Source organism: uncultured Psychromonas sp. (assembly GCF_947489755.1).
Taxonomy (GTDB): domain Bacteria; phylum Pseudomonadota; class Gammaproteobacteria; order Enterobacterales; family Psychromonadaceae; genus Psychromonas.
The window spans coordinates 84619-104009 of sequence record NZ_CANLFB010000011.1 but is presented as its reverse complement, the minus strand read 5'-3'; the positions used below and the strand labels follow the sequence as shown (position 1 = coordinate 104009).

Annotated in this window: 13 protein-coding genes; 10 read left to right on the top strand and 3 right to left on the bottom strand. The window is 37.3% G+C overall.

Translation table 11 applies throughout. The features are described 5' to 3' along the window. Window positions 1-170: 170 nt before the first annotated feature. Together Q0794_RS08305 and Q0794_RS08300 are read left to right on the top strand one after the other, a co-directional pair. Window positions 171-3005, top strand: coding sequence for a GNAT family N-acetyltransferase (locus tag Q0794_RS08305; RefSeq protein ID WP_298941268.1), 2835 nt, complete (start codon window positions 171-173; stop codon window positions 3003-3005). Between the two features lie 13 nt (window positions 3006-3018). Then, window positions 3019-4335 (top strand): SidA/IucD/PvdA family monooxygenase, encoded by a 1317-nt coding sequence (locus tag Q0794_RS08300; protein ID WP_298941267.1) that lies wholly within the window; start codon window positions 3019-3021, stop codon window positions 4333-4335. Window positions 4336-4538: 203 nt separating this feature from the next. Here Q0794_RS08300 and Q0794_RS08295 read toward each other — a convergent pair whose 3' ends face one another. Next, the gene (locus Q0794_RS08295; protein WP_298941266.1) at window positions 4539-5921 is read right to left on the bottom strand and encodes a sodium-dependent transporter; all 1383 of its coding nucleotides are present in this window, start codon (window positions 5919-5921) and stop codon (window positions 4539-4541) included. Between the two features lie 493 nt (window positions 5922-6414). Between Q0794_RS08295 and Q0794_RS08290 the strand changes: the two genes are divergently transcribed. The 8 genes from Q0794_RS08290 (at window position 6415) to Q0794_RS08255 (ending at window position 17005) form a co-directional block, all read left to right on the top strand. After that, on the top strand, window positions 6415-7062 hold the full coding sequence (locus Q0794_RS08290; protein ID WP_298941265.1) for an isochorismatase family protein: 648 nt from the start codon (window positions 6415-6417) through the stop codon (window positions 7060-7062). Continuing rightward, the gene (gene pncB, locus Q0794_RS08285; RefSeq protein WP_298941264.1) at window positions 7059-8279 is read left to right on the top strand and encodes a nicotinate phosphoribosyltransferase; all 1221 of its coding nucleotides are present in this window, start codon (window positions 7059-7061) and stop codon (window positions 8277-8279) included. The genes Q0794_RS08290 and pncB overlap by 4 nt, the downstream gene beginning before the upstream one ends. Window positions 8280-8947: 668 nt before the next feature. Continuing rightward, complete coding sequence (locus Q0794_RS08280) at window positions 8948-10231, top strand: permease (RefSeq protein ID WP_298941263.1); 1284 nt, start codon at window positions 8948-8950, stop codon at window positions 10229-10231. A gap of 116 nt (window positions 10232-10347) precedes the next feature. After that, on the top strand, window positions 10348-12531 hold the full coding sequence (locus tag Q0794_RS08275; protein WP_298941262.1) for a TonB-dependent receptor: 2184 nt from the start codon (window positions 10348-10350) through the stop codon (window positions 12529-12531). Between the two features lie 20 nt (window positions 12532-12551). Next, window positions 12552-13427: an ABC transporter ATP-binding protein gene (locus Q0794_RS08270; protein WP_298941261.1), complete on the top strand. Its 876-nt coding sequence runs from the start codon at window positions 12552-12554 to the stop codon at window positions 13425-13427. Beyond that, window positions 13427-14473 (top strand): iron-siderophore ABC transporter substrate-binding protein, encoded by a 1047-nt coding sequence (locus Q0794_RS08265; RefSeq protein WP_298941260.1) that lies wholly within the window; start codon window positions 13427-13429, stop codon window positions 14471-14473. The genes Q0794_RS08270 and Q0794_RS08265 overlap by 1 nt, the downstream gene beginning before the upstream one ends. Further along, window positions 14463-16394 carry an iron ABC transporter permease gene (locus Q0794_RS08260; protein ID WP_298941259.1) on the top strand — a complete coding sequence of 644 codons (1932 nt, stop codon included), beginning with the start codon at window positions 14463-14465 and terminating at the stop codon, window positions 16392-16394. Before Q0794_RS08265 ends, Q0794_RS08260 begins: the two co-directional genes overlap by 11 nt. A 2-nt stretch (window positions 16395-16396) precedes the next feature. Beyond that, window positions 16397-17005: a nitroreductase gene (locus Q0794_RS08255; protein WP_298941258.1), complete on the top strand. Its 609-nt coding sequence runs from the start codon at window positions 16397-16399 to the stop codon at window positions 17003-17005. 180 nt (window positions 17006-17185) lie between these two features. On the opposite strand, the gene Q0794_RS08250 is transcribed toward Q0794_RS08255, so the two are convergent. Both Q0794_RS08250 and Q0794_RS08245 read right to left on the bottom strand, forming a co-directional pair. Next, complete coding sequence (locus Q0794_RS08250; RefSeq protein WP_298941257.1) at window positions 17186-18997, bottom strand: DUF3413 domain-containing protein; 1812 nt, start codon at window positions 18995-18997, stop codon at window positions 17186-17188. A gap of 5 nt (window positions 18998-19002) precedes the next feature. Beyond that, entirely contained in the window at window positions 19003-19227 is a 225-nt protein-coding gene (locus Q0794_RS08245) for a DUF1414 domain-containing protein (protein ID WP_298941256.1), read from the bottom strand. Window positions 19228-19391: the final 164 nt, after the last annotated feature.

Below are 19391 nucleotides of genomic sequence, written 5' to 3'. Positions count from 1 at the left end.
CGTTTACAATACCATCTAATCTTAATGATAATTATTATTATTTAAAATGTTTTTTATTTCAATGATTTATTAAATAAATATACATGAATGATGTATGAGCATTTTGTAAATAAGTGGATTTAAACGATTAAGTATTAGTAATATTTTAGATATAACGAAAAAGGATCTTAATGATGCTGTATAGCTATACAGAACGATTAGCATTGACTGGTTTTCTCAATGCATTATTAAATGAGTGGAAGGAGTATGAAAAAAACAAACAAGAAATTACCATCACAAGCTCTGAAGGTACGTTAGTTTTATCTTTATTAAATGACTCTTTAGTGCAGCGATTTAGCTTTAAGTGGCCAGCTAAAATCCGCGATCAAGGCAAAGAAAAAGACATCGATTTTCAACAAGTGGTGGGGTTTATTTGTAACCATCCCAGTATTCAGAATAGTTATAGCCAACATCAAATTAATGCATTTAAAGAACACGTCTTTGCTAGCGAACAACACATGGCAGATGTTATGACTCATCGTCAAAGTGAAACAAGTATCGATGGTTTTATTGCCGCAGAACAAAGTTTAATTGGTGGGCATAATTTACACCCAGCCAGTAAAACACATCAAGGTTGGTCTCAACAACAAGCCCAACAATTTAGTCCTGATTATGCAGGTGAGTTTGCTTTACATTGGTACTTTGTAAAAAAAGAACTCATTGCTGGTGAGAGTGCTTATACACAAAATATCAATACTGAAGACTCCATCAGTGAATTATTACTGCAAAGTTATCAAGACGCTGGTATTAAACTGCCTGTTCCTGTTGGTTTTGTTCCTTACCCTGTTCACCCTCATCAAGCAGAAGTATTGGCTAACAATGACACGATTCAGCAGTATTTTGATCAAGGTTCAATTGTTGATTTGAAGTCACAAGGCAGAAACTGGCGGGCTACTTCATCAACACGTGCATTATGGCAATCACAAAGCCGTTGGATGTTAAAGTTTTCTTTAGCGGTCAAATTAACTAACTCTATTCGCCACTTATCCCCTATTGAACTGTCTCGCGGCGTACTCTTTCAACAAGTCAGTAATGAATTAGCTGGCGCTGAATTTAAACAACGTTTCCCCCAATTCAATGTTCTACAAGAACCAGCATGGTGTGGGTTAAAAGATGTGAGCGGTGAATTGTTATTGGACAGTTTATTTTGTTGGCGTGAAAATCCTTATTTAACCGGTAAAGAAGCCACCGTGACACTGGCAACAATGACCCAAGAAAATCAAGACGGTAAAAGCTCTATTGTTAAATTAGTGTCTAAACTAGCCCAAGATCGTAATATATCGACCTCAATAGCCAGTAAAATGTGGTTTGAACATTTTTTAGAGAATGTCATTAAACCCGTTGCCGTTGCTCGAAGTGATTACGGTTTAGTATTGTTAGCACACCAGCAAAACTTGTTAGTGACATTAGCGGGTCATTTACCCGTAGGTGGCGCTTTTAGAGATTGCCAAGGGACAGGTTATACCGATACTGCATTAAAACGCTTTCCACTACTTGCCGCTAATCCACCTGCTTATTTTGTTGAAAGTGAGGCGGTTAATGAATATTTCAGTTATTACTTAATTCTTAATTCATTAAATAGTGTGGTGGCCGCATTATCAACACAGTTATCTGATAATGACAGCCAAGGATTATTGCGTATTAGCCAACATTTTTTTAGTCAACTTTCGCAACATAGTTTTTGTGACCGATCATTCTATTCCTATTTATTAACCTCAGAACAATTGAAAATTAAAGGTAACTTTTTTTGTTTCTTAGGCATCGATAATGAAACAGAGTTGAAAGATCCCAGTAAGATTTATCAAAGAATAAATAATCCTTATCGTTTATTAAAAGAGGAAGATACGCGATTAACTTACAAACCTGTTCTGTTTAATGCGGAAGATCCTGCAGAGCAAAAAACTGGGTTAAATTTAATATTTAAGCAATCATACAACCAGTTAATCATTGAATCGAATTGGCAACAATGGCGATTAGAATGGCATGTCAGTGGAGAAGGTTGCCATCAATTATGCAAGCCGAATCAAGCACAATCTCAAATGTCATCTTATACAGAAGGCGTTTCTACTGGGTTAGTAACAGACTCTAAAATGTCACCAAAACAATGGTTTAATGTACTTGAGTATTATTTTTCAGGCTTAATTTCACCAACGATTGAAGAGAAGCAAAGCCTTAATCAATGCCTCTTCATTGATCAACAAGTCTGGGAAGATTTGACTGATGTTGAGGTACCAAGTTGGGCGAAAGTATTGTCTGGTCAAGTTATTCTAAAACGTAATCACTTTTTCCAGTTTGCAGGTATTTGGACGAAGAGCCCACCTTCAATACGCTCTGTATTAACAGATAAACAGTTCATTGAAGCTGATAATGGAAGTTATCATCCGATACGACCAGCACAGCCTGAAGGTGTTTGGTACCAACGTTACATTTATCCATTAGAGCGTGTTATTAGCTTCAAATGTATTGATGTTAACCGAGATTTAACCATTTTTAATGATTGGCATAACACTCCGAATATTTCACGTATGTGGGAATTAGCAGGTGATTTAGACACGCACCGCAATTATATCAATAAGCAAACTAATGACGACCATACGATGGCGGTTGTTGGTTATTTTGATGGTGTACCTTTTGGTTATTTTGAAGTGTATTGGGCAGCAGAAGATCGCCTTGGCCCTTATTATGACTATCAACCTTATGACCGTGGCGTACACATGTTAGTAGGTAATAAACTATTCCTAGGGCATAAAAATTTTGTTAATTGGGCCTCTGCAATATTACATGCTTGTTTTGTCGATGAGAATAAAACGCTAAATATAATGGGAGAACCTAGAGCCGATAATCATCATGTTGTTCGTATTACCAAAAATATAGGCATGGTTAAGCTCAAAGAATTTGATTTTCCACATAAACGATCTGCTTTGATGTGTTGTGAGCGCACTCGTTTTTTTAATTCATTCATTTAATAAGGAAAATATAATGGAAAAGCTAACTGATTTGATAGGTGTTGGTGTTGGTCCTTTTAACCTTAGTGTAGCTGCTCTTCTTGAACGGGTACCTCATTTATCGAGTCAGTTCTTCGATAATAAAAAGGAGTTTATTTGGCATGAAGGGTTGATGTTACCTAATACTTATATGCAGACATCCTATTTAAAAGACTTAGTCACGGCGGTTGATCCTGAAAGCCCTTATAGTTTTATGTCTTACTTAGTGAAGAATAAAAAGTTTTATCGTTTCTTAAATACAGAAATGCAAACCATCACACGCGCTGAATTCTCTGACTATTTGTCATGGACAGCAAAGCAGATTGAACAAGTTAAGTTTTCCCATGCAGTTGAAGAGATTAAACACGTTAAAGATCGTTTTGTGGTGACGACAAGCCAAGGTGATTTCGAATCTAAGCATTTATGCTTAGGTACAGGTAAGTCTGCTTATGTCCCTGAATATCTAAAATCGAGCTTGGGGGATAATTGCTTTCATGCAAGTGAAATAGGATTACGTAATATAGATTTAACAGGGAAAAAAGTCATTTTAGTCGGTGGTGGTCAAACGGGTGCTGATATATTTTTAAATGTATTACGCGGCCATTGGGGACAACCTGCACAGTTAGATTGGTTATCTCGTCGTGCTAATTTCCAAGCGTTAGATGAAGCGGCATTTGCCAATGAGTTCTTTGTACCACAATACGTAGAGCAATTTTATCATCTCGATCAAATGGTTAAAAAGCGCGAGGTAGATGCACAAAAGCTGACTAGTGATGGTATTACGACTGAAGCGTTACGTGCAATTTATCAAGAATTATATGATAAGTTTGAAGTACAAAAACAACGTAAATGGGTACGTCTGCTACCACACCGAACCGTGACAGCAATGACTCAACGATTCGATGGTTTTAATATGGATGTTAAGAATAACTTAAGTGGTTTAGAAGAAAGCCATAGTGGAACAGTCGTGATATTAGCCACTGGTTTTGAGACTAAGTTACCGCGTTGTTTAGCGCCGATAATGGACCAACTAAATTTATGTGGAGATGGGTTATTGCAGTTAGATGAACACTTTAAAGTACAATGGCAAGGTAACCCAGAAAATAGTATTTATGCGGTTAATGCGGGGCTAGGGAGTCACGGTATTGCAGACCCACAATTGAGTTTAGCTGCATGGCGTTCAGCTAAAATAATTAACGATTTAGCGGGAGAATGTTGTTTCGATATTAGTGAAAGTAGCAATGTAATGGAATGGGGCAGTGAAGGGGCTACAGCTCCTTTTTCAGTTGCTGAGTTTGTATCGGTTGCTTAACATTAATCATTATAAATGGTTTATTTTCACTGACTGTCATTCTTCAGAATGAGTTGTTAACTACCTCAATATATGATCGAGTTAAGCAGTGAAGTGAGAGAGCTAACTCAGCACTAATCACAATGTAAAGCTAATAAAAAAGCAACTCAATGAGTTGCTTTTTTGTCAGTGTTTTTATGACTAAACTAATTTTTCACTTGGTATTAAAACAAACCAATTGCGTTTGCAAATACCAATAAAATACCAACCGGTGCTACAAAACGTAATAACATTACGACGATTGAAAAAGAAAGATCTGACATTTGGAATTCTTCTTTTAAAATCTCAGGCTTAATGACCCAACCAGCGAAGATTGAGATAAAGATACCACCCAGCGGTAATAAGATATTAGCTGTGATGTAATCTAAGAATTCAAAGATGTCTCCACCCATACCAAATGACAATTTAGTCCATTCTGCGCCTGCAAATGAGTAGATAGTTAATAGACTTAAAATCCAAACCGTTACGCCTGCAATAATAGCAGCTTTAGTACGGCTCATTTTTTGACGTTCCGCTAAGTAAGCGGTTGGAGATTCAAGTAATGCAATCACAGACGTAAACGCTGCAAATACAATCATGATAAAGAATAACGTACCAACAACATCACCAAAAGGCATTGAACCAAATGCAAGTGGAAGCGATTGGAATAATAAACCTGGTCCCGCGCTTGGCTCTAAACCGTTAGCAAATACGATTGGGTAAATCGCTAAACCAGCAATTAATGCAACAACCGTATCAGCAATCGCGATAGTTATAGACGTTTTAACGATCGACACACCCTTCGGTAAGTATGCACCGTAAATCATCATAATACCCATTGCTAAACTCAGCGTGAAAAAGGCATGGCCTAATGCAACTAAAGCACCTTCGATGGTTAGCTGAGAAAAATCAACGTGAAACATAAATGCAAATGCAGAAGCGAAATCACCAACTACTGCTGAATAAAGCATAATGCCTACTAGTAGGATTAATAGCGACGGCATTAGGTAAGTAATGGCAGTTTCTAATCCGTTTTTAACCCCTTTTGAAATTACATAAACAGCAGCAATAAGCGTTAATGAAGACCAAATAAGCAGTTGCGGCACACTAGTGATTAAGTTAGTAAATAAAGCGCCAATCACATCCGCATTCGTTGTTGGATCTGCAGCAGCTGCACTGAACTCGCCTGAGCCTGCAAAGAAAACATAAGCAGCGGCCCATCCTGCGATAACAGCGTAGAAACTGAGTATTAAGAAACCCGCTAACACACCAATAGTACCAATGATTGACCAATGAGAAGAATGGCCTGATTCAGTTGCAACATGCGCAATCGCATTCGCAGGAGTTGAACGTCCTCGTTTACCGATAACAACTTCAGCCATCATCACAGGGATACCAATCAAGAAAATACATAAAAGGTAAACAAATACGAATGCACCGCCTCCATTTTCACCCATGATGTATGGAAACTTCCATATGTTACCAAGACCAACAGCTGCACCTGTAGCTGCTAAAACGTACGCGTATCGACTTGACCATCGATTGGACACATGTGTATCAGTATTCATTTAAATCCTTGAATGTAATTAAACCCATATATTGAAAGCAGAAACGCATGAAAATATAAGTTATTGTAAATAATTGTTTAAGAATAATAAAAGTTAGGCAAAGAGGCTACATAAACCATCATAAAAATGTGTTTATCCTCTTAAAAGGCATTAAATAACCCTTAAATGGGGTATTTTAGTGTATTTTAATGGCATTTTTTAGAAAACAGTAATCAATTAAATATTAATAACATCACTTTCTGTGTTTTTTTGAGGTGTCTCGTTATTGGTAACATAGCGATGGTTATCAATATTAATCACATTATATAAGAAAATTTTATTAGCAATTAAATAAACAGAGACGTCATTGTAGTGTATGTTTCATTGATTAACGTTTTTATGATGACAATGTTATTTGCTAAAAAATTAAAAGCATCATTAAAGGTTGAATATGCCTATTGGTAAGAGGGGTGCTGAACTTGATTATGATATTGAACAAAAGTGAGATAAAAATATGATCAAACTTGATAAGTCTACAACGGCCAGTTTTGATGTTGACCCCCAATGTGGTTTTACACCATTGTGTCCAGATGAATTGCCTATTGTTGAAGGTGATTTCATTGCCGATGAGTTAAATGCTCAAGCTCATTTTGCTCAATATAGAGTAGTGAGTAAAGATTGCCACCCAGCTAAAGCGCCGTGGATTGCAAATTCTCCTGAAGAAATCATGTCACCCGTTGAGGGCGAGTATCCTAACTTGGATATAAAGTGGCCTGCGCATTGTGTTGTAGGCACCAAAGGAAACACATTAATACCTGGTTTACCTCAAGAAAGCAGTTATGATTTTTTGGTGGAAAAAGGCATTGATCCTTTCATGCATCCATACGGCGCTTGTTATCATGATTTGGGGGAACGCGAAGGGACGGGTGTTATTGAATGGCTCTTGAGTAAAAAAATAATAACCGTAATAGTGGGTGGGTTGGCTACTGACTATTGTGTTAAAACCACGGTATTACAATTGTGTAAAGCTGGTTTTCAAGTCATTGTTAATCTCGCAGCTTGCAGAGGCGTAGATAGCGAAACAACTAAAATAGCATGCAAAGAGATGCAAGACGCTGGTGTCATATTGCTCACCAACAGTCAGGAATTGGAGTCTAAATGAGTCATACAAAAGTGGACCGTTGGTTAATTGATAGCCTAATGGACATAGATTTTTATAAAATAAGCATGCTTCAAGCTTTTTACCATGCCGCTGAATTTAGATTAGTGAATGTGCAATGGAAGTTCGCTTGTCGTAATAAAGAAGGTTTAGATTTAACAACGTTAATTCCTGATATTCAACATCAACTTGAGCACCTTTGTACGCTTTCTTTTACCGATGAAGAATTAGATTATCTCGCTAAAATGTCTTTCATTAAGCCTGATTTCATTGAGTTTTTACGTATATTCAAACTGAACATGAAATTTATCCATATACATTCAGATGGAGAAAATATTAACTTACGCTTTGATGGGCCTTTGTTACATGTCAGTTTATTTGAAATTTATGCACTGTCTATAATTAGTGAGTTACATACTTATATTAACTGTGGTGGATTCGATTTATTTGTTGCTCGTGAAAAATTAGCCGCAAAAATAGCGTTGTTCAAAACAGGAGAAGATTTAACAGGCCTTAATTTTATTGATTTTGGTACGCGCCGTCGCGCGAGTAAACAATGGCAAGAGGAAGTCTTAAAAACCCTTAAAACAGAATTGCCAGAATCCTTTCTCGGGACAAGTTGTGTCCACTTTGCAAGAACACTCGATTTACCTGCAATGGGCACAATGGCTCATGAATGGTTCCAAAGTTGGCAGGCTGTTACTCGATTAGCTGAAGCACAAAAAGCCGCATTAGAAGGGTGGGTAAGAGAATACAGAGGGCGTTTAGGGATTGCGTTAACGGATTGTTACTCGATGGATTCATTTATTCGTGATTTCGATGATCCTTATTTTGGCAAGCTTTACGATGGTTTACGTCATGATAGCGGCTGTCCCTTCGTTTGGGGTGAGAAAGCGATTAATTTATATCATCGTATGGGGATTGATCCACTTGAAAAAACGCTGGTATTCAGTGATTCATTAGACTTCCCCCGCATGATCGAAATATGGAAACGCTTTAAAGGACGTATTAAAGTGTCGTTTGGTATTGGTACTAATTTAATGAACGATGTTGGTAATGTACCACTGAGTATCGTCATTAAAATGGTGTCAGTGAACGGTAAACCGGTTGCCAAAATTTCCGATGAACCAGGGAAAAGTATGTGTGAAGATCTTGGTTATCTACAATATTTAGCAAGCCAGTATGGGATTGACCCGACAACGGTGAAAGTAGCTAAATAGTAAAAGACTGTCATAAATTACTTAGCCTACACCGTTCAACGTACACTAATATTTAGCGTTTAATTTATTATCGTTAAATATTAGTGTTAATGCTTATTTTTCTTCTTCTCATTTTTATACATCGTTATACCTCATCACTTTATTACTGCTTTATTCTATTACTTTTAATGCGATCGATATCCTCGGTCAAAAATAAAAACTTAAATACATGGCCTCTATTTGTCATTTTTATCCATAAATTTTATCTATCACTTCTATCTATAACTTCTATCTATAACCCCTCTATATTTAGTATTGAACCGTTGCTAAGGCTTACCTGAATCTTTATTAGAATCGATCCAATATGTTGGTGTTTAGGTCTTTCTGTTTAAAGCCAACCACGATATCCATTATTGATATCGTAGCCAGTAACAACCGTTAACTTCCCTATAAATCATTTTATTTATGAATTATTTATACTTCAAAAAAGGGTTTATGTCATTTAAAAGTAACAATTTAGTACTTAAATTACTCTATTTTATGCCAATAAAAAGTCAATTTGGAAAAGTTCAATAAAATATCTTTAAATCTTAATGACAATTGTTTTCATTTGAAATATTATCTTTCGCAAATGATACTCATTTTTATTTGAGTGTTGGGATATCAATTTAGGGAATACAATGCAAGGGATGGCAGTTTTATCTTGTTGGGTACTAGGGGCATTGCAAGGCGCAATTCTCATACTCGTACCCGAAATGATGCTACAAGGTGAAATTTCAGCTTTTGCGCTAGCTTTACCACTGTCTTTAGGGACGTTTTTTTTTATGTGTTGTTCTGGCTGGTGGGGACATTTATTAGATAAGCGTGCTTCAGCTAATCAATCAATTTTGGTTATTGTTCGTTGGGTGTTATTAGGTTTCTTAGTCTCACAATTAAGCTTTATTGGGTTCCTACAATTTTCTGAGTTTCAAGGGATAAGCTTAGTCATCGCTTTATGTTTAGCACGCGTGCTGCATGGCATGTTTTGTAGTGCCATTATTCCGAGTGCGCAATTAACCTTATCTCATAACGATAAAAAAGGTGAGAAGTTAGTTTGGTCAAGTATTGCGACTAATATAGGTCGATTAACGGCTCCTTTATTAACCTTTGTTCCTATTGATATGAATTATTTTAGTTTATGGTTTATTGCTTCGGTTACCTTGATTGCAGTTGTGATTGCTTGGTTTAGTCAGAAAGACAAAGTTGATACTAGTAATGCTGTTACAGATGAACAGAGTCTTTCTTATCCACTAACAACACAAGAAGTCAGCTTAGATGCGCTAACTCAACATACTTCGTCTGCACCTATACAATCTATAAAAACAGAGTCATTTTCTTTATTGACTAATCCGTTGCTTATCTCCGTTTGTATTGCTGCTGTATTAATTACGTTGTTTTCATCACAACTACAATTTAGTTTAGGCCCAATGTTATTGGCGCAATTTGGCAGTGCTGAGTTGGCTAGTAATATGACTGCCAGTCTTTTATTTGCAGCGAGTGCGAGTGCACTGGTGTCATTATTTATTTTGTATCGTCCTCTTAGTCGTTCACCCATTTTATTTATATTCGTCATTTCTGCCAGCTTTATTGGTGGGAGTCTTTTATTTGTGATGCAGAAGCAATTGATTGTTGCTGTTGTGTTGATTAGTGCTGCGTTATCCATGGCGCCTGCCTGGTATACCGCATTAGCAATTCACGCTAGCAAATATAATAAAGCCCGCACATCTGCTGCGGTATCCCAAGGTCATACTTTGGGGAATGCATTTGGAGGTCTAGCCGGCGGATTACTTTTAATACTAGGCCAACAAGCGTTATTACTGAGTTTTATCTTATTAATGGTATTGATCTTGTGTGCTGGTGGAATGGTTTATCACCGAGGACATAGGGTAAATACGACTAATAAAGTAAGCATTGCAAAACTTAACGTAGATTAAGAGCAAAGCTCCATTTGTTGGTATCTGATCTAATGGTATCAAATTCAATGGCAAGAAACTCAACCTTGATAATAAATATTAAACGAACTTTTATTTTTAATTAAACGGAATTTATCATGAAACTTACAAAATCAAATCACATTAAATTTATATTAAATCCTATTGTCATTGGTATGTTGAGCTTACCATTATTGGCACAGGCACAAGTTGATGACGATGGATATGGGATGGTTGTAACTGCAAACCGAAGTGCACAAAGTATTAGTGATATTGCAGCGACGGTTCTGGTTATCGAAGAAGAGCAAATCGTAGAGCAAGCACAGTCAGGTGTTGAATTTAAAGATTTATTAGCCAACTTGATCCCTAGCTTAGATGTGGGCAGTCAATCTCGTTCAAATGCAGGCCAAAATATGCGTGGTCGTTCAGCATTGGTTATGATCGATGGCATTTCTTTAAACTCTTCTCGTGCAGTTAGTCGTCAATTTGATTCAATTAACCCATTTAACATAGCGCGTATTGAAGTTGTTTCTGGTGCATCTGCTATCTACGGTGGTGGAAGCTTGGGCGGTATTATTAACATTATTACTAAAAAAGGTAGTGATGAGGAAGGCGCTCATTATGAAGCTTGGGTTGGTGCACAATCTGGTTTTAACAGTGGTGAAGATTTGCAGTATCAAGTAGCTCAGGCTTTCTCATTTAAAAAAGAAAAGTTAGATGCTCGTTTGTCCATTTCTTATGAAGAAACGGGTGGTATGTATGATTCGAATGGCGATATGATATTGCAAGATTCGACTCAAACTAGTTCTCAATATGTTTCTCAGCTCGATGTGATGGGAAGTGTTGGGTACGATATTACTGATACAAAGCGCTTGGAATTAACTGCACAATTTTATGATAGTGGTCAAGATAGTGATTACGGCATTGATTATGGCTATGGATATGCTAACTATTTTAACACTGATGAAATCAGCATGGTTAAAGGTTATGAACTTGATGACCAAGCTAAAACGACACGTTATATGTTAGCTGCAAACTACATAGACAGTGAATTTTATAATCAAACTATGAATATACAACTGTATACCCGTTATGAGTCATTACGTTTTAATCCATTTTATGCAGGCACATTAAGTGCGTCTGAACAAAATACAACTGTTGTTGGTTCTAAGTTTGTCTTTACAGCGAAACCAACTGATAAACTTAGTCTTGTTTATGGTGCTGATGCCGAATTTGAACAGTTTGATGCAACGCAGACTTATTACGATACAACAACAGCTGCAATATCAAATGGTTTAGTATTAAATTCGGTTGGGGAAACAGACCGCTATCCAGACATTGATACTCTTTCTCTTGCTGCATTTTTACAAGCTGATTATGATGTAAGTGATGCATTAAATTTACATGCTGGTGTTCGTTACCAATACTCTTATATTACAGTAGAGGACTTTGTAGATAAAGATCAGCAATACGCTACATTGGCCGGTGATACAACTGATTATGATGAAATTGAAGGCGGAAATACAAGTTATAGCAATACTTTATTTAACGTCGGTGCGCTCTATAAGTTAAATAAACACCAACAAGTGTGGATGAACTTTTCTCAAGGGTTTGAAATTCCTGATAGTGCTAAATGGTATGGTCAAGCTGACTACAATGATGACGGCACTGTCGCAAGTAGTACCAATGTTTCAGATAACCCGCTCGAAGGTATAACAACTAATTCTATAGAGCTAGGTTGGCGTTTAAGCAATGAGTCACTTTATACTCAGTTAACGGCTTATTATTCTTTATCGGATAAGAAAATTGAAGCGCAAGATGATTATTCAATTGAAGTTGTTGATGACAAAGTTCGTATTTATGGTTTAGAAGCGCAATTAGATTATTACTTAACAGATGCATTACATGCGGGTGGTAATTTTAACTATATTGTTAGTGAAACTAAATCTGATGGTAAGTGGGGGAACTTAGATGCAACAAGTGCAAGTCCTTCAAAATTAACTGCTTATGTTAGCTGGCAACAAGATTTATATAATACACGCCTTCAAACATCTCAAATGTTTGATTACACCGATGCCGATGATAATGACTTAGAAGGTTATAACACGGTTGATTTATTAGCAGGTGTTCAATTACCTGTAGGGAAACTGCAATTTGGTATTACAAACTTATTAAATACTGAGTATCAAACGTTATGGTCTCAACGTGCTGTTTACTACTATGGTGGTTCAGTTAATGAGAACTTATTTAATTTTGAAGGCCAAGGCCGCACTTACTCCGTTAACTATAATGTGAAATTCTAACGTTGACTGAATTACTAACTGTGAATAAATTAACTTGTCGCTTAGGCGGCAAGTTAATTCTAGATAATATCTCCTGTGAATTTCAAGAAGGAAAAGTGACGGCCTTGATTGGCCCGAACGGCTCTGGCAAAAGTACGTTACTAAAACTGATTGCTGGCTTGGAAAAAATTAACACAGGGGATATTCAATTATCTGGAAAAGGAATAATGCAGTATTCCCGTGCTGACTTAGCACTTAAACTTGCCATGCTGCCACAACGTCATAGTACACCAGTTGGCTTGACGGTTGCTGATTTGGTTGAGTTTGGTCGTCATCCCCACCGACGTTGGTTTGCACCATTAACGAAACAAGATAAAGAAAAAATGCATTGGGCAATGCAAGAAGCCGGTGTACTTGAATTTGCAGATTTAGCGATTGAAACATTATCGGGTGGTGAAGCTCAGTGTTGTTGGTTAGCGATGGTACTCGCTCAAGATACTGATATTGTTTTGTTAGATGAACCGACTTCTTGGTTAGATATTGGACATCAAGTTGAATTGTTGCATATCGTTAAACGCCTTAATGAACAATATGGTAAAACGATTATTTGGGTATTACATGACCTTAACCATGCACAAGAATTTAGTCACCATGCGATTATGTTAGAAAAAGGTAAAGTGGTCGCCGCAGGTGATATCGATTTAGTCTTAACAGCTGATCGTGTTTCTCAAGTTTATAATACGTCGGTCGCGCGTGTTGAAGTGGAAGGGCAAACTTTATTATGGCCACGAACTAATGCGGTTAAATTGAATGATACTAAGTTCATCGCTAATACCGAATCTTCTACTAATATCAAATCAAGTGTGAAGGCTAAGTCAAATGCAAAAAATGAGTCAAATGCAAAGAGGATAGACTGATGTTACGTTGGTTTATGTCTTCTATGCCTATGTCTATGGTTATGGTTATCGCTGTTATTTTTACGTTACCTCATACCGCTTTTAGCCAAGTAGTTAATCAGAGCGCTGACCTACAGAACAGTAAAAAAAATAATGGAATGACTGGCACAACAATAGTTGAAAATATTGATGTGTCAGATGATGCTATTTTACCTTTATCACTCCCCGCTACACTGATTAATACGCCTCGAACGGTTGCCTTAAATTGGTCTGCTGCTGAAATGTTATTGTCTTTAGGCATTAAACCCGTTGCACTGACATCAATTAATGGTTATCGAAAATGGCAATCTAATCATCCTGCGCTTCCTGACGGTGTTGCTGAAGTCGGTAATCGAGCTTTCCCTAGTCTCCCTGCTGTAATAAAACAAAAGCCCGATCTTATTATTGGTTATCCATTCCGCCATGCTCGTTTATTAGATGAATTAAATGCCATCGCTCCAACGTTATTACTTCAACAATTTGCACGTTTTGAGCAAACGGATTACCGCTATATGGATCAAATGCGAAGCAACTATTTACTGCTTGCAGAGCGTGTTGGTAAAACGGCATTAGCCAAACAACAGCTATTGGAAATGGATGCCGAGTTAGCTCGTTTACGTGTGATATTAGCCAGTGAAGATTTGCAAGGTAAGAAAATAGCTTATGGAAAATTTGTTGGTATGGGTTATGGCTTACGTGTTTTTTCTAAACAAAGTTTAGCGGCGTCTATTGCGACACAGCTAGGGCTTGATTATCAATGGGATATTACGTTACCAGGTAAGGATTTTACGCATTTACAATTAGAGCAAATTAAAATGTTACAAGATACGGCACTTATTTTGGTACAAGAAACGGCGGGTAAAGGTGAAAGAATGATGACATCACCATTATGGGCACAGCATCAATTCGTTAAAAATGATGATATTTATACGGTCTCTCCACTATGGAGTTTTGGTGGTCCTGTTTCTGTTGTAAGAATGGCGCGAGCATTTACTCACACGTTGTTGGAGAAAAATCATGCTCGCTAAATACTCAGAATTAATGAAAGGGCGAAGTGCTGCTTGGTCACTTATCTCGTTGCTTATTATTGTTGTCGCTATATTTAGCTGGCAGCATTATCAGCAAACAGTATTGATTAATGATTATGAAATCACTTACTTTTATCAATTGTTACTACCTACTTTATTAATGGCACTGTTATGTGGTGCTTTACTTGCTCAATCTGGGGCAGTAGTTCAAACCGCTTTAGGTAATTCATTTGCTTCACCTTCAACCATTGGTATCAGTGCTGGTGCGTTATTAGGTGCGATGGTTATTAATCTTTTTATTGATGATCCTAGTATCTGGGAAGTGTGGATCGCTGCTTTTGCTTTTGCTTTAGTTATTTCAATGTTGATTTTGTTACTGTCGCAGGTTATCGGTGGTGGTAAATTACAGCTTATCTTAATTGGTATGGCGATGAGTCTTGCGGTGGGGGCTTTGTCATCTGCCATTATGATTTATGCTGAACAACGTATGGATGGTTTATTTCTGTGGGGTAGTGGCAATATTGGCCAAAGCGATGCTCAATTAGTCAGTCTTATTTTTATCCCTTCTTTATTGCTATTGGCATTACCTTTGTTATGCCACCGTCAATTAGATATGTTGAGTTTAGGTGATGATACAGCCAATGTTGTTGGTTTATCTGTTAGACGTTGGCGTGCTGTTTTGTTATTGATTGCCGTATTACAAGCCTCATTAGTCACTGCGATGGTGGGTGTATTAGGTTTTGTTGGTTTAATGGCGCCTCACATTGCTCGTATGCTAGGATTTAATAAATCACGCCAACAGGTTATCTGTGCCAGTATTTTTGGCGCTTTATTAGTGATTGTTGCTGAGCTCTTTTCACGTTCATTACCTGTTTCAGGTTTCCGTTTACCGACCGGTGTACTGACTGTTTTAATCGGCATGCCATTCTTTTTGTACCTGTTAACGCGCAAGAAAGGTGCAATGGGTATGGCGATGCAAGAAAGTGGATTTGGATTAGCGGCATTAATTAAGTTGCCGAAATTCTTTGCTATTGCGATTCCTTCTTTTTTATTGGTTTTAACGGCTCTGTATTTTTGGCCTAGTGAGGTTGGTTTTGAATTCACAGCATGGCGTATGGGTGTTGCTGTGATGGCAGGTATTGGTTTAGGAATGGCGGGTTGTACTTTACAGGCGTTGTTTAGAAACCCAATGGCAAGTCCAGACATCTCTGGTGCAACATCGGCCTCAGTGTTATGTATTATCTTAGCTTTACAGGTTTGGCCTGACGCTTCTCGTGTTGATCTCTTTTTATGGGCGTTAGTGGGCGCGGCTATTGTGGTATGTATTTTATTTATTGCAATGCGCTACCAATTACGAGTCTCTCAACTCGCGCTACTAGGGATTGCTATCTCTGCTTGGTGCGGAACTATTGCATCGATGGTACTGACGTTTGGTTCTGGAGCGGCTTCTGTGACAGTGCTTTGGCTAACAGGAACAACGTATGGTGCAGATGCACAGATAGGTTGGTTACTGATGGCGGTGACAGTACCTTGTTGTTTAGCGTTATTAGCGCTTGCTCGCCAATTAGATTTATTCACCTTAGGTGAAGATTGGGGATTACACCTTGGCCAATCGTTAATGAAACTACGTTTATTAATCATTTTATTAGTGGTCTTGTTAACCGCTGCGGCAGTCGCTGCGGTAGGTGCGATTGCATTTGTTGGGTTACTCTCTCCACATATTTTACGCTTGATGGGACAAACTCGTCATTGGGTATTACTACTTGGCAGTGGTTTAGTCGGCGCTTGGTTATTATTGCTGGCTGATGGATTAGGTAGAACCTTAATTGCGCCCTTTGAGATTGCTAGTGGTATTTTAGTGTCGATTATTGGTGGCTTGTATTTTATTTGTTTAATTTTATTAGGTTATAAAAGGAATTAAAAGTGTCTGCATTAGATCTTATTTATCAACGTAGCTCTTGTCATGTCCATGAAATGGAAGCACCTGCACCCGATAGTGAAAAACTAAAACGTATTTTTCAAGCTATCATGAGTGCCCCTGATCATGGCAATATTAAGCCATGGCACTTAGTGGTGGTTGATACGGAGCATGTTCCAAGTATGTGTGAGTCAATGTGCCGTGCTTGGTTGGATAACGCGGGTCATATTGACCCTGCGCGTATTCGTCGATTAACGAATTATTTAAAAGATGCTCCGATGGTAGTATTGGTTTCTGCAGATATTGTTGAACCTCATGCTGTATCACGTCGAGATCAAGTATTAGCGGCAGCGGCAGGGTGTCAAAATATCTTGTTAGCGGCAGAGCAAGAAGAAGTCGCTGCTATTTGGTATAGCACTGATGCTGCGGAGTTAACGCAAGTTCATGAATTATTTGGTCTGACTAAACAGCAAGAGCCTGTTGCGTTTATTATGTTAGGAACGAAGAAAGAACATCGTATTAAAAAGCGTTCAGATGTCGCGCCACATTGTTATAAATGGCTTGGTGACAACACATTAGCCCCGTTATTCGAATCAACGAATAAACCGTCGTAATTAATAAATGTGGAATATGGATAGGTTTGCTTGTCATCGTATCGAAAGCAGACCGTACTAGAGAGCTTAAATATAGGCTAGATAAATTAGATATGGGGTAGATTAGCTTAAGTGTTAAATACAAAAAGCCGATAAAAAGTATGATTTTTATCGGCTTTTTATTACTCGTTTTACAGTCATTTATTTTTGATTAAATCGACGTAAGGTTGATAACACATCAATCAATAAAGTAATGTTAGACTTATCGTTTTCCTCATTAGCTTCGATATGCTCACCTTGCCAATCAATACTATTAATATTTCCATTGCCTGAAAACTGCGTTATTTTTCTGTCTTCATAGATAACATAGTTATTAATGTCGCCAGATAGCACATACTGACGGTCATTATCTTTTAATAAATATTGGCCACTACTGTATTGATTGCTTTCATTTTCGATACCAAAAACACCTTGCATAAGCGTTGGTACAATATCAGCATGGCTAGTCATTCGGTAGATAGTCCGAGGAGCTTTATTAGGCCAAATCAGCACCATTGGTACATTAGCCCCACTGATTAAAGCATCATTTGTATTTTGCTCTTTAAACGATTGACCGTGCGTGCCTGTAATGACAATCACTGTATTTTCATATTGTTTCTGTTGTTTCAATTTATTGATCAAACGCGCTATCTGATTATCAATTGTGACTACCTGTGATTGATATAAAGATAAATGCTCTGTTTGCTCAGGAATCGACTTCTTACTTGGTTGATTAAATAAATCATTATTTTGTTGTTCTAAATAAATATAACCAAACCAAGGTTTCAATTTAGTTTGAGTCGTTATCCATTCACCCCATTGTTGGACTACTTGGTTGTTATTTTGTGCTTTTGAATAGTAGACATCATTGTTGTTTTTCAGCTGACTAAAACTACTTTGTAAAAATTTAGGGTGTACAAAACCGATACTTGAGAAAAGACCAATAGGACGATTTTCTTCATTAATTTTAGTCATGAAAACAGGTGGAATATGGTTCTCAGTAACTTCGTACCAATAACTATTTGGTAAACCATAAAATAGGCTAAACACGCCTTGTTCATTATTATTAGCGCCGCTGAAATGGTTCTTAAAATTAATGCCTTGTTCAGCTAACGCTTGTAAATTGGGCATATTGTGAGCGTTCAGCATGTCAGATCTTAAGGATTCAATATTAATAATTAATATATTGTTATCTGCACTTGCCATTGGCATTTTTGAATACGTTAGCTTTTCAAGCGGGTAATTCAGTTCTTGCTGATTCGTTCCGGTAGCGCCCAATTCTCTTTTTTGTATAACATCTTCATTTAACCAGCCTTGTTTCTTTAAGAAAGTGCGTGCGGTCATAGGGTAAGAGAGAGGATACAACGATCTCTGATGTGTTATTGGTCGATATTGAGTTGCATCTGCCCAAATAAACACAAGATGACTAGTGACAAAACTAGCAAATAAGAATAAGGCAATCGGTTTGCCTATCTGTTTTGCTTGTATGTTACGGACTTTTTTCCACAGTATTAGTGAGAAAAAGACTTCTAAGGAAAAGGTAATGGGGATCGAGATGTAATGCAGATTAATGGAATAAATTTCTTCAACCTGCTCTGGCTTTTGTAAAAATTGCCAGATCAAGGGGTTAAGATGAAACTCATAAAGCCTGAATATTTGTGTATCCACAATTAAGAAAGTGATCGCCGTGGTGGCGATCAAAATACAAATTAACCGGTACAATAAATTATTCGAGATAATAAACGCTAAAGGAAATATTAGGATGCCAAACACAACGGCGGAAAGAAAACTGAAATGCCCTAATAAACTAACAAACTGATAGGCTATACCTAAGCCAGAGTCTGCTAATCCTGAATACGCAATATAACGTAAGCTAATTAAAGAAATAGCTATAATATTGAAAAACGTAAACCAATGCGCCCACGCTACTTTTTTAGCAACGTTATCGTGAAATTTATGACCCGTTTCAACCATCTGCTTTATTTATCTTTTAAATTAATAGAGGCACTTAATGCTTTTACAAACTTGTCGCTAATCGCTTTACGTTGCGAAGTGGGTACTTGACTATTAATAACATGTGTAATGCTGTTACCAAGGATCATTAAGCTCAAATCAACCGACACCTCATTGTCATGTAATACATCCATTACTTGGTCAAGGATAGTTTCGATTTGTTTGCTAGAGTACTTTGATTGAATTGGCATAATAAACTTCTAATGTAAGGAATAATAATTGCGTTATGATACCGCACTCATATTATTATACCAATCACTTAACAACGCGAATTTTAAAAGTTGATCAGATAATTAACCTAATATTTCCTGTTTCAAGATCCTTTGCTGTGTGTATAATTTGTCAATTAAGTTCT

What these genes read in the sequence shown, in the direction of transcription:
- Q0794_RS08305 (WP_298941268.1), top strand. Translation starts at nt 171, where the DNA reads ATGATGCTGTATAGCTATACAGAACGATTAGCATTGACTGGTTTTCTC.
- Q0794_RS08300 (WP_298941267.1), top strand. Translation starts at nt 3,019, where the DNA reads ATGGAAAAGCTAACTGATTTGATAGGTGTTGGTGTTGGTCCTTTTAAC.
- Q0794_RS08295 (WP_298941266.1), bottom strand. Translation starts at nt 5,921, where the DNA reads ATGAATACTGATACACATGTGTCCAATCGATGGTCAAGTCGATACGCG.
- Q0794_RS08290 (WP_298941265.1), top strand. Translation starts at nt 6,415, where the DNA reads ATGATCAAACTTGATAAGTCTACAACGGCCAGTTTTGATGTTGACCCC.
- pncB (WP_298941264.1), top strand. Translation starts at nt 7,059, where the DNA reads ATGAGTCATACAAAAGTGGACCGTTGGTTAATTGATAGCCTAATGGAC.
- Q0794_RS08280 (WP_298941263.1), top strand. Translation starts at nt 8,948, where the DNA reads ATGGCAGTTTTATCTTGTTGGGTACTAGGGGCATTGCAAGGCGCAATT.
- Q0794_RS08275 (WP_298941262.1), top strand. Translation starts at nt 10,348, where the DNA reads ATGAAACTTACAAAATCAAATCACATTAAATTTATATTAAATCCTATT.
- Q0794_RS08265 (WP_298941260.1), top strand. Translation starts at nt 13,427, where the DNA reads ATGTTACGTTGGTTTATGTCTTCTATGCCTATGTCTATGGTTATGGTT.
- Q0794_RS08260 (WP_298941259.1), top strand. Translation starts at nt 14,463, where the DNA reads ATGCTCGCTAAATACTCAGAATTAATGAAAGGGCGAAGTGCTGCTTGG.
- Q0794_RS08250 (WP_298941257.1), bottom strand. Translation starts at nt 18,997, where the DNA reads ATGGTTGAAACGGGTCATAAATTTCACGATAACGTTGCTAAAAAAGTA.
- Q0794_RS08245 (WP_298941256.1), bottom strand. Translation starts at nt 19,227, where the DNA reads ATGCCAATTCAATCAAAGTACTCTAGCAAACAAATCGAAACTATCCTT.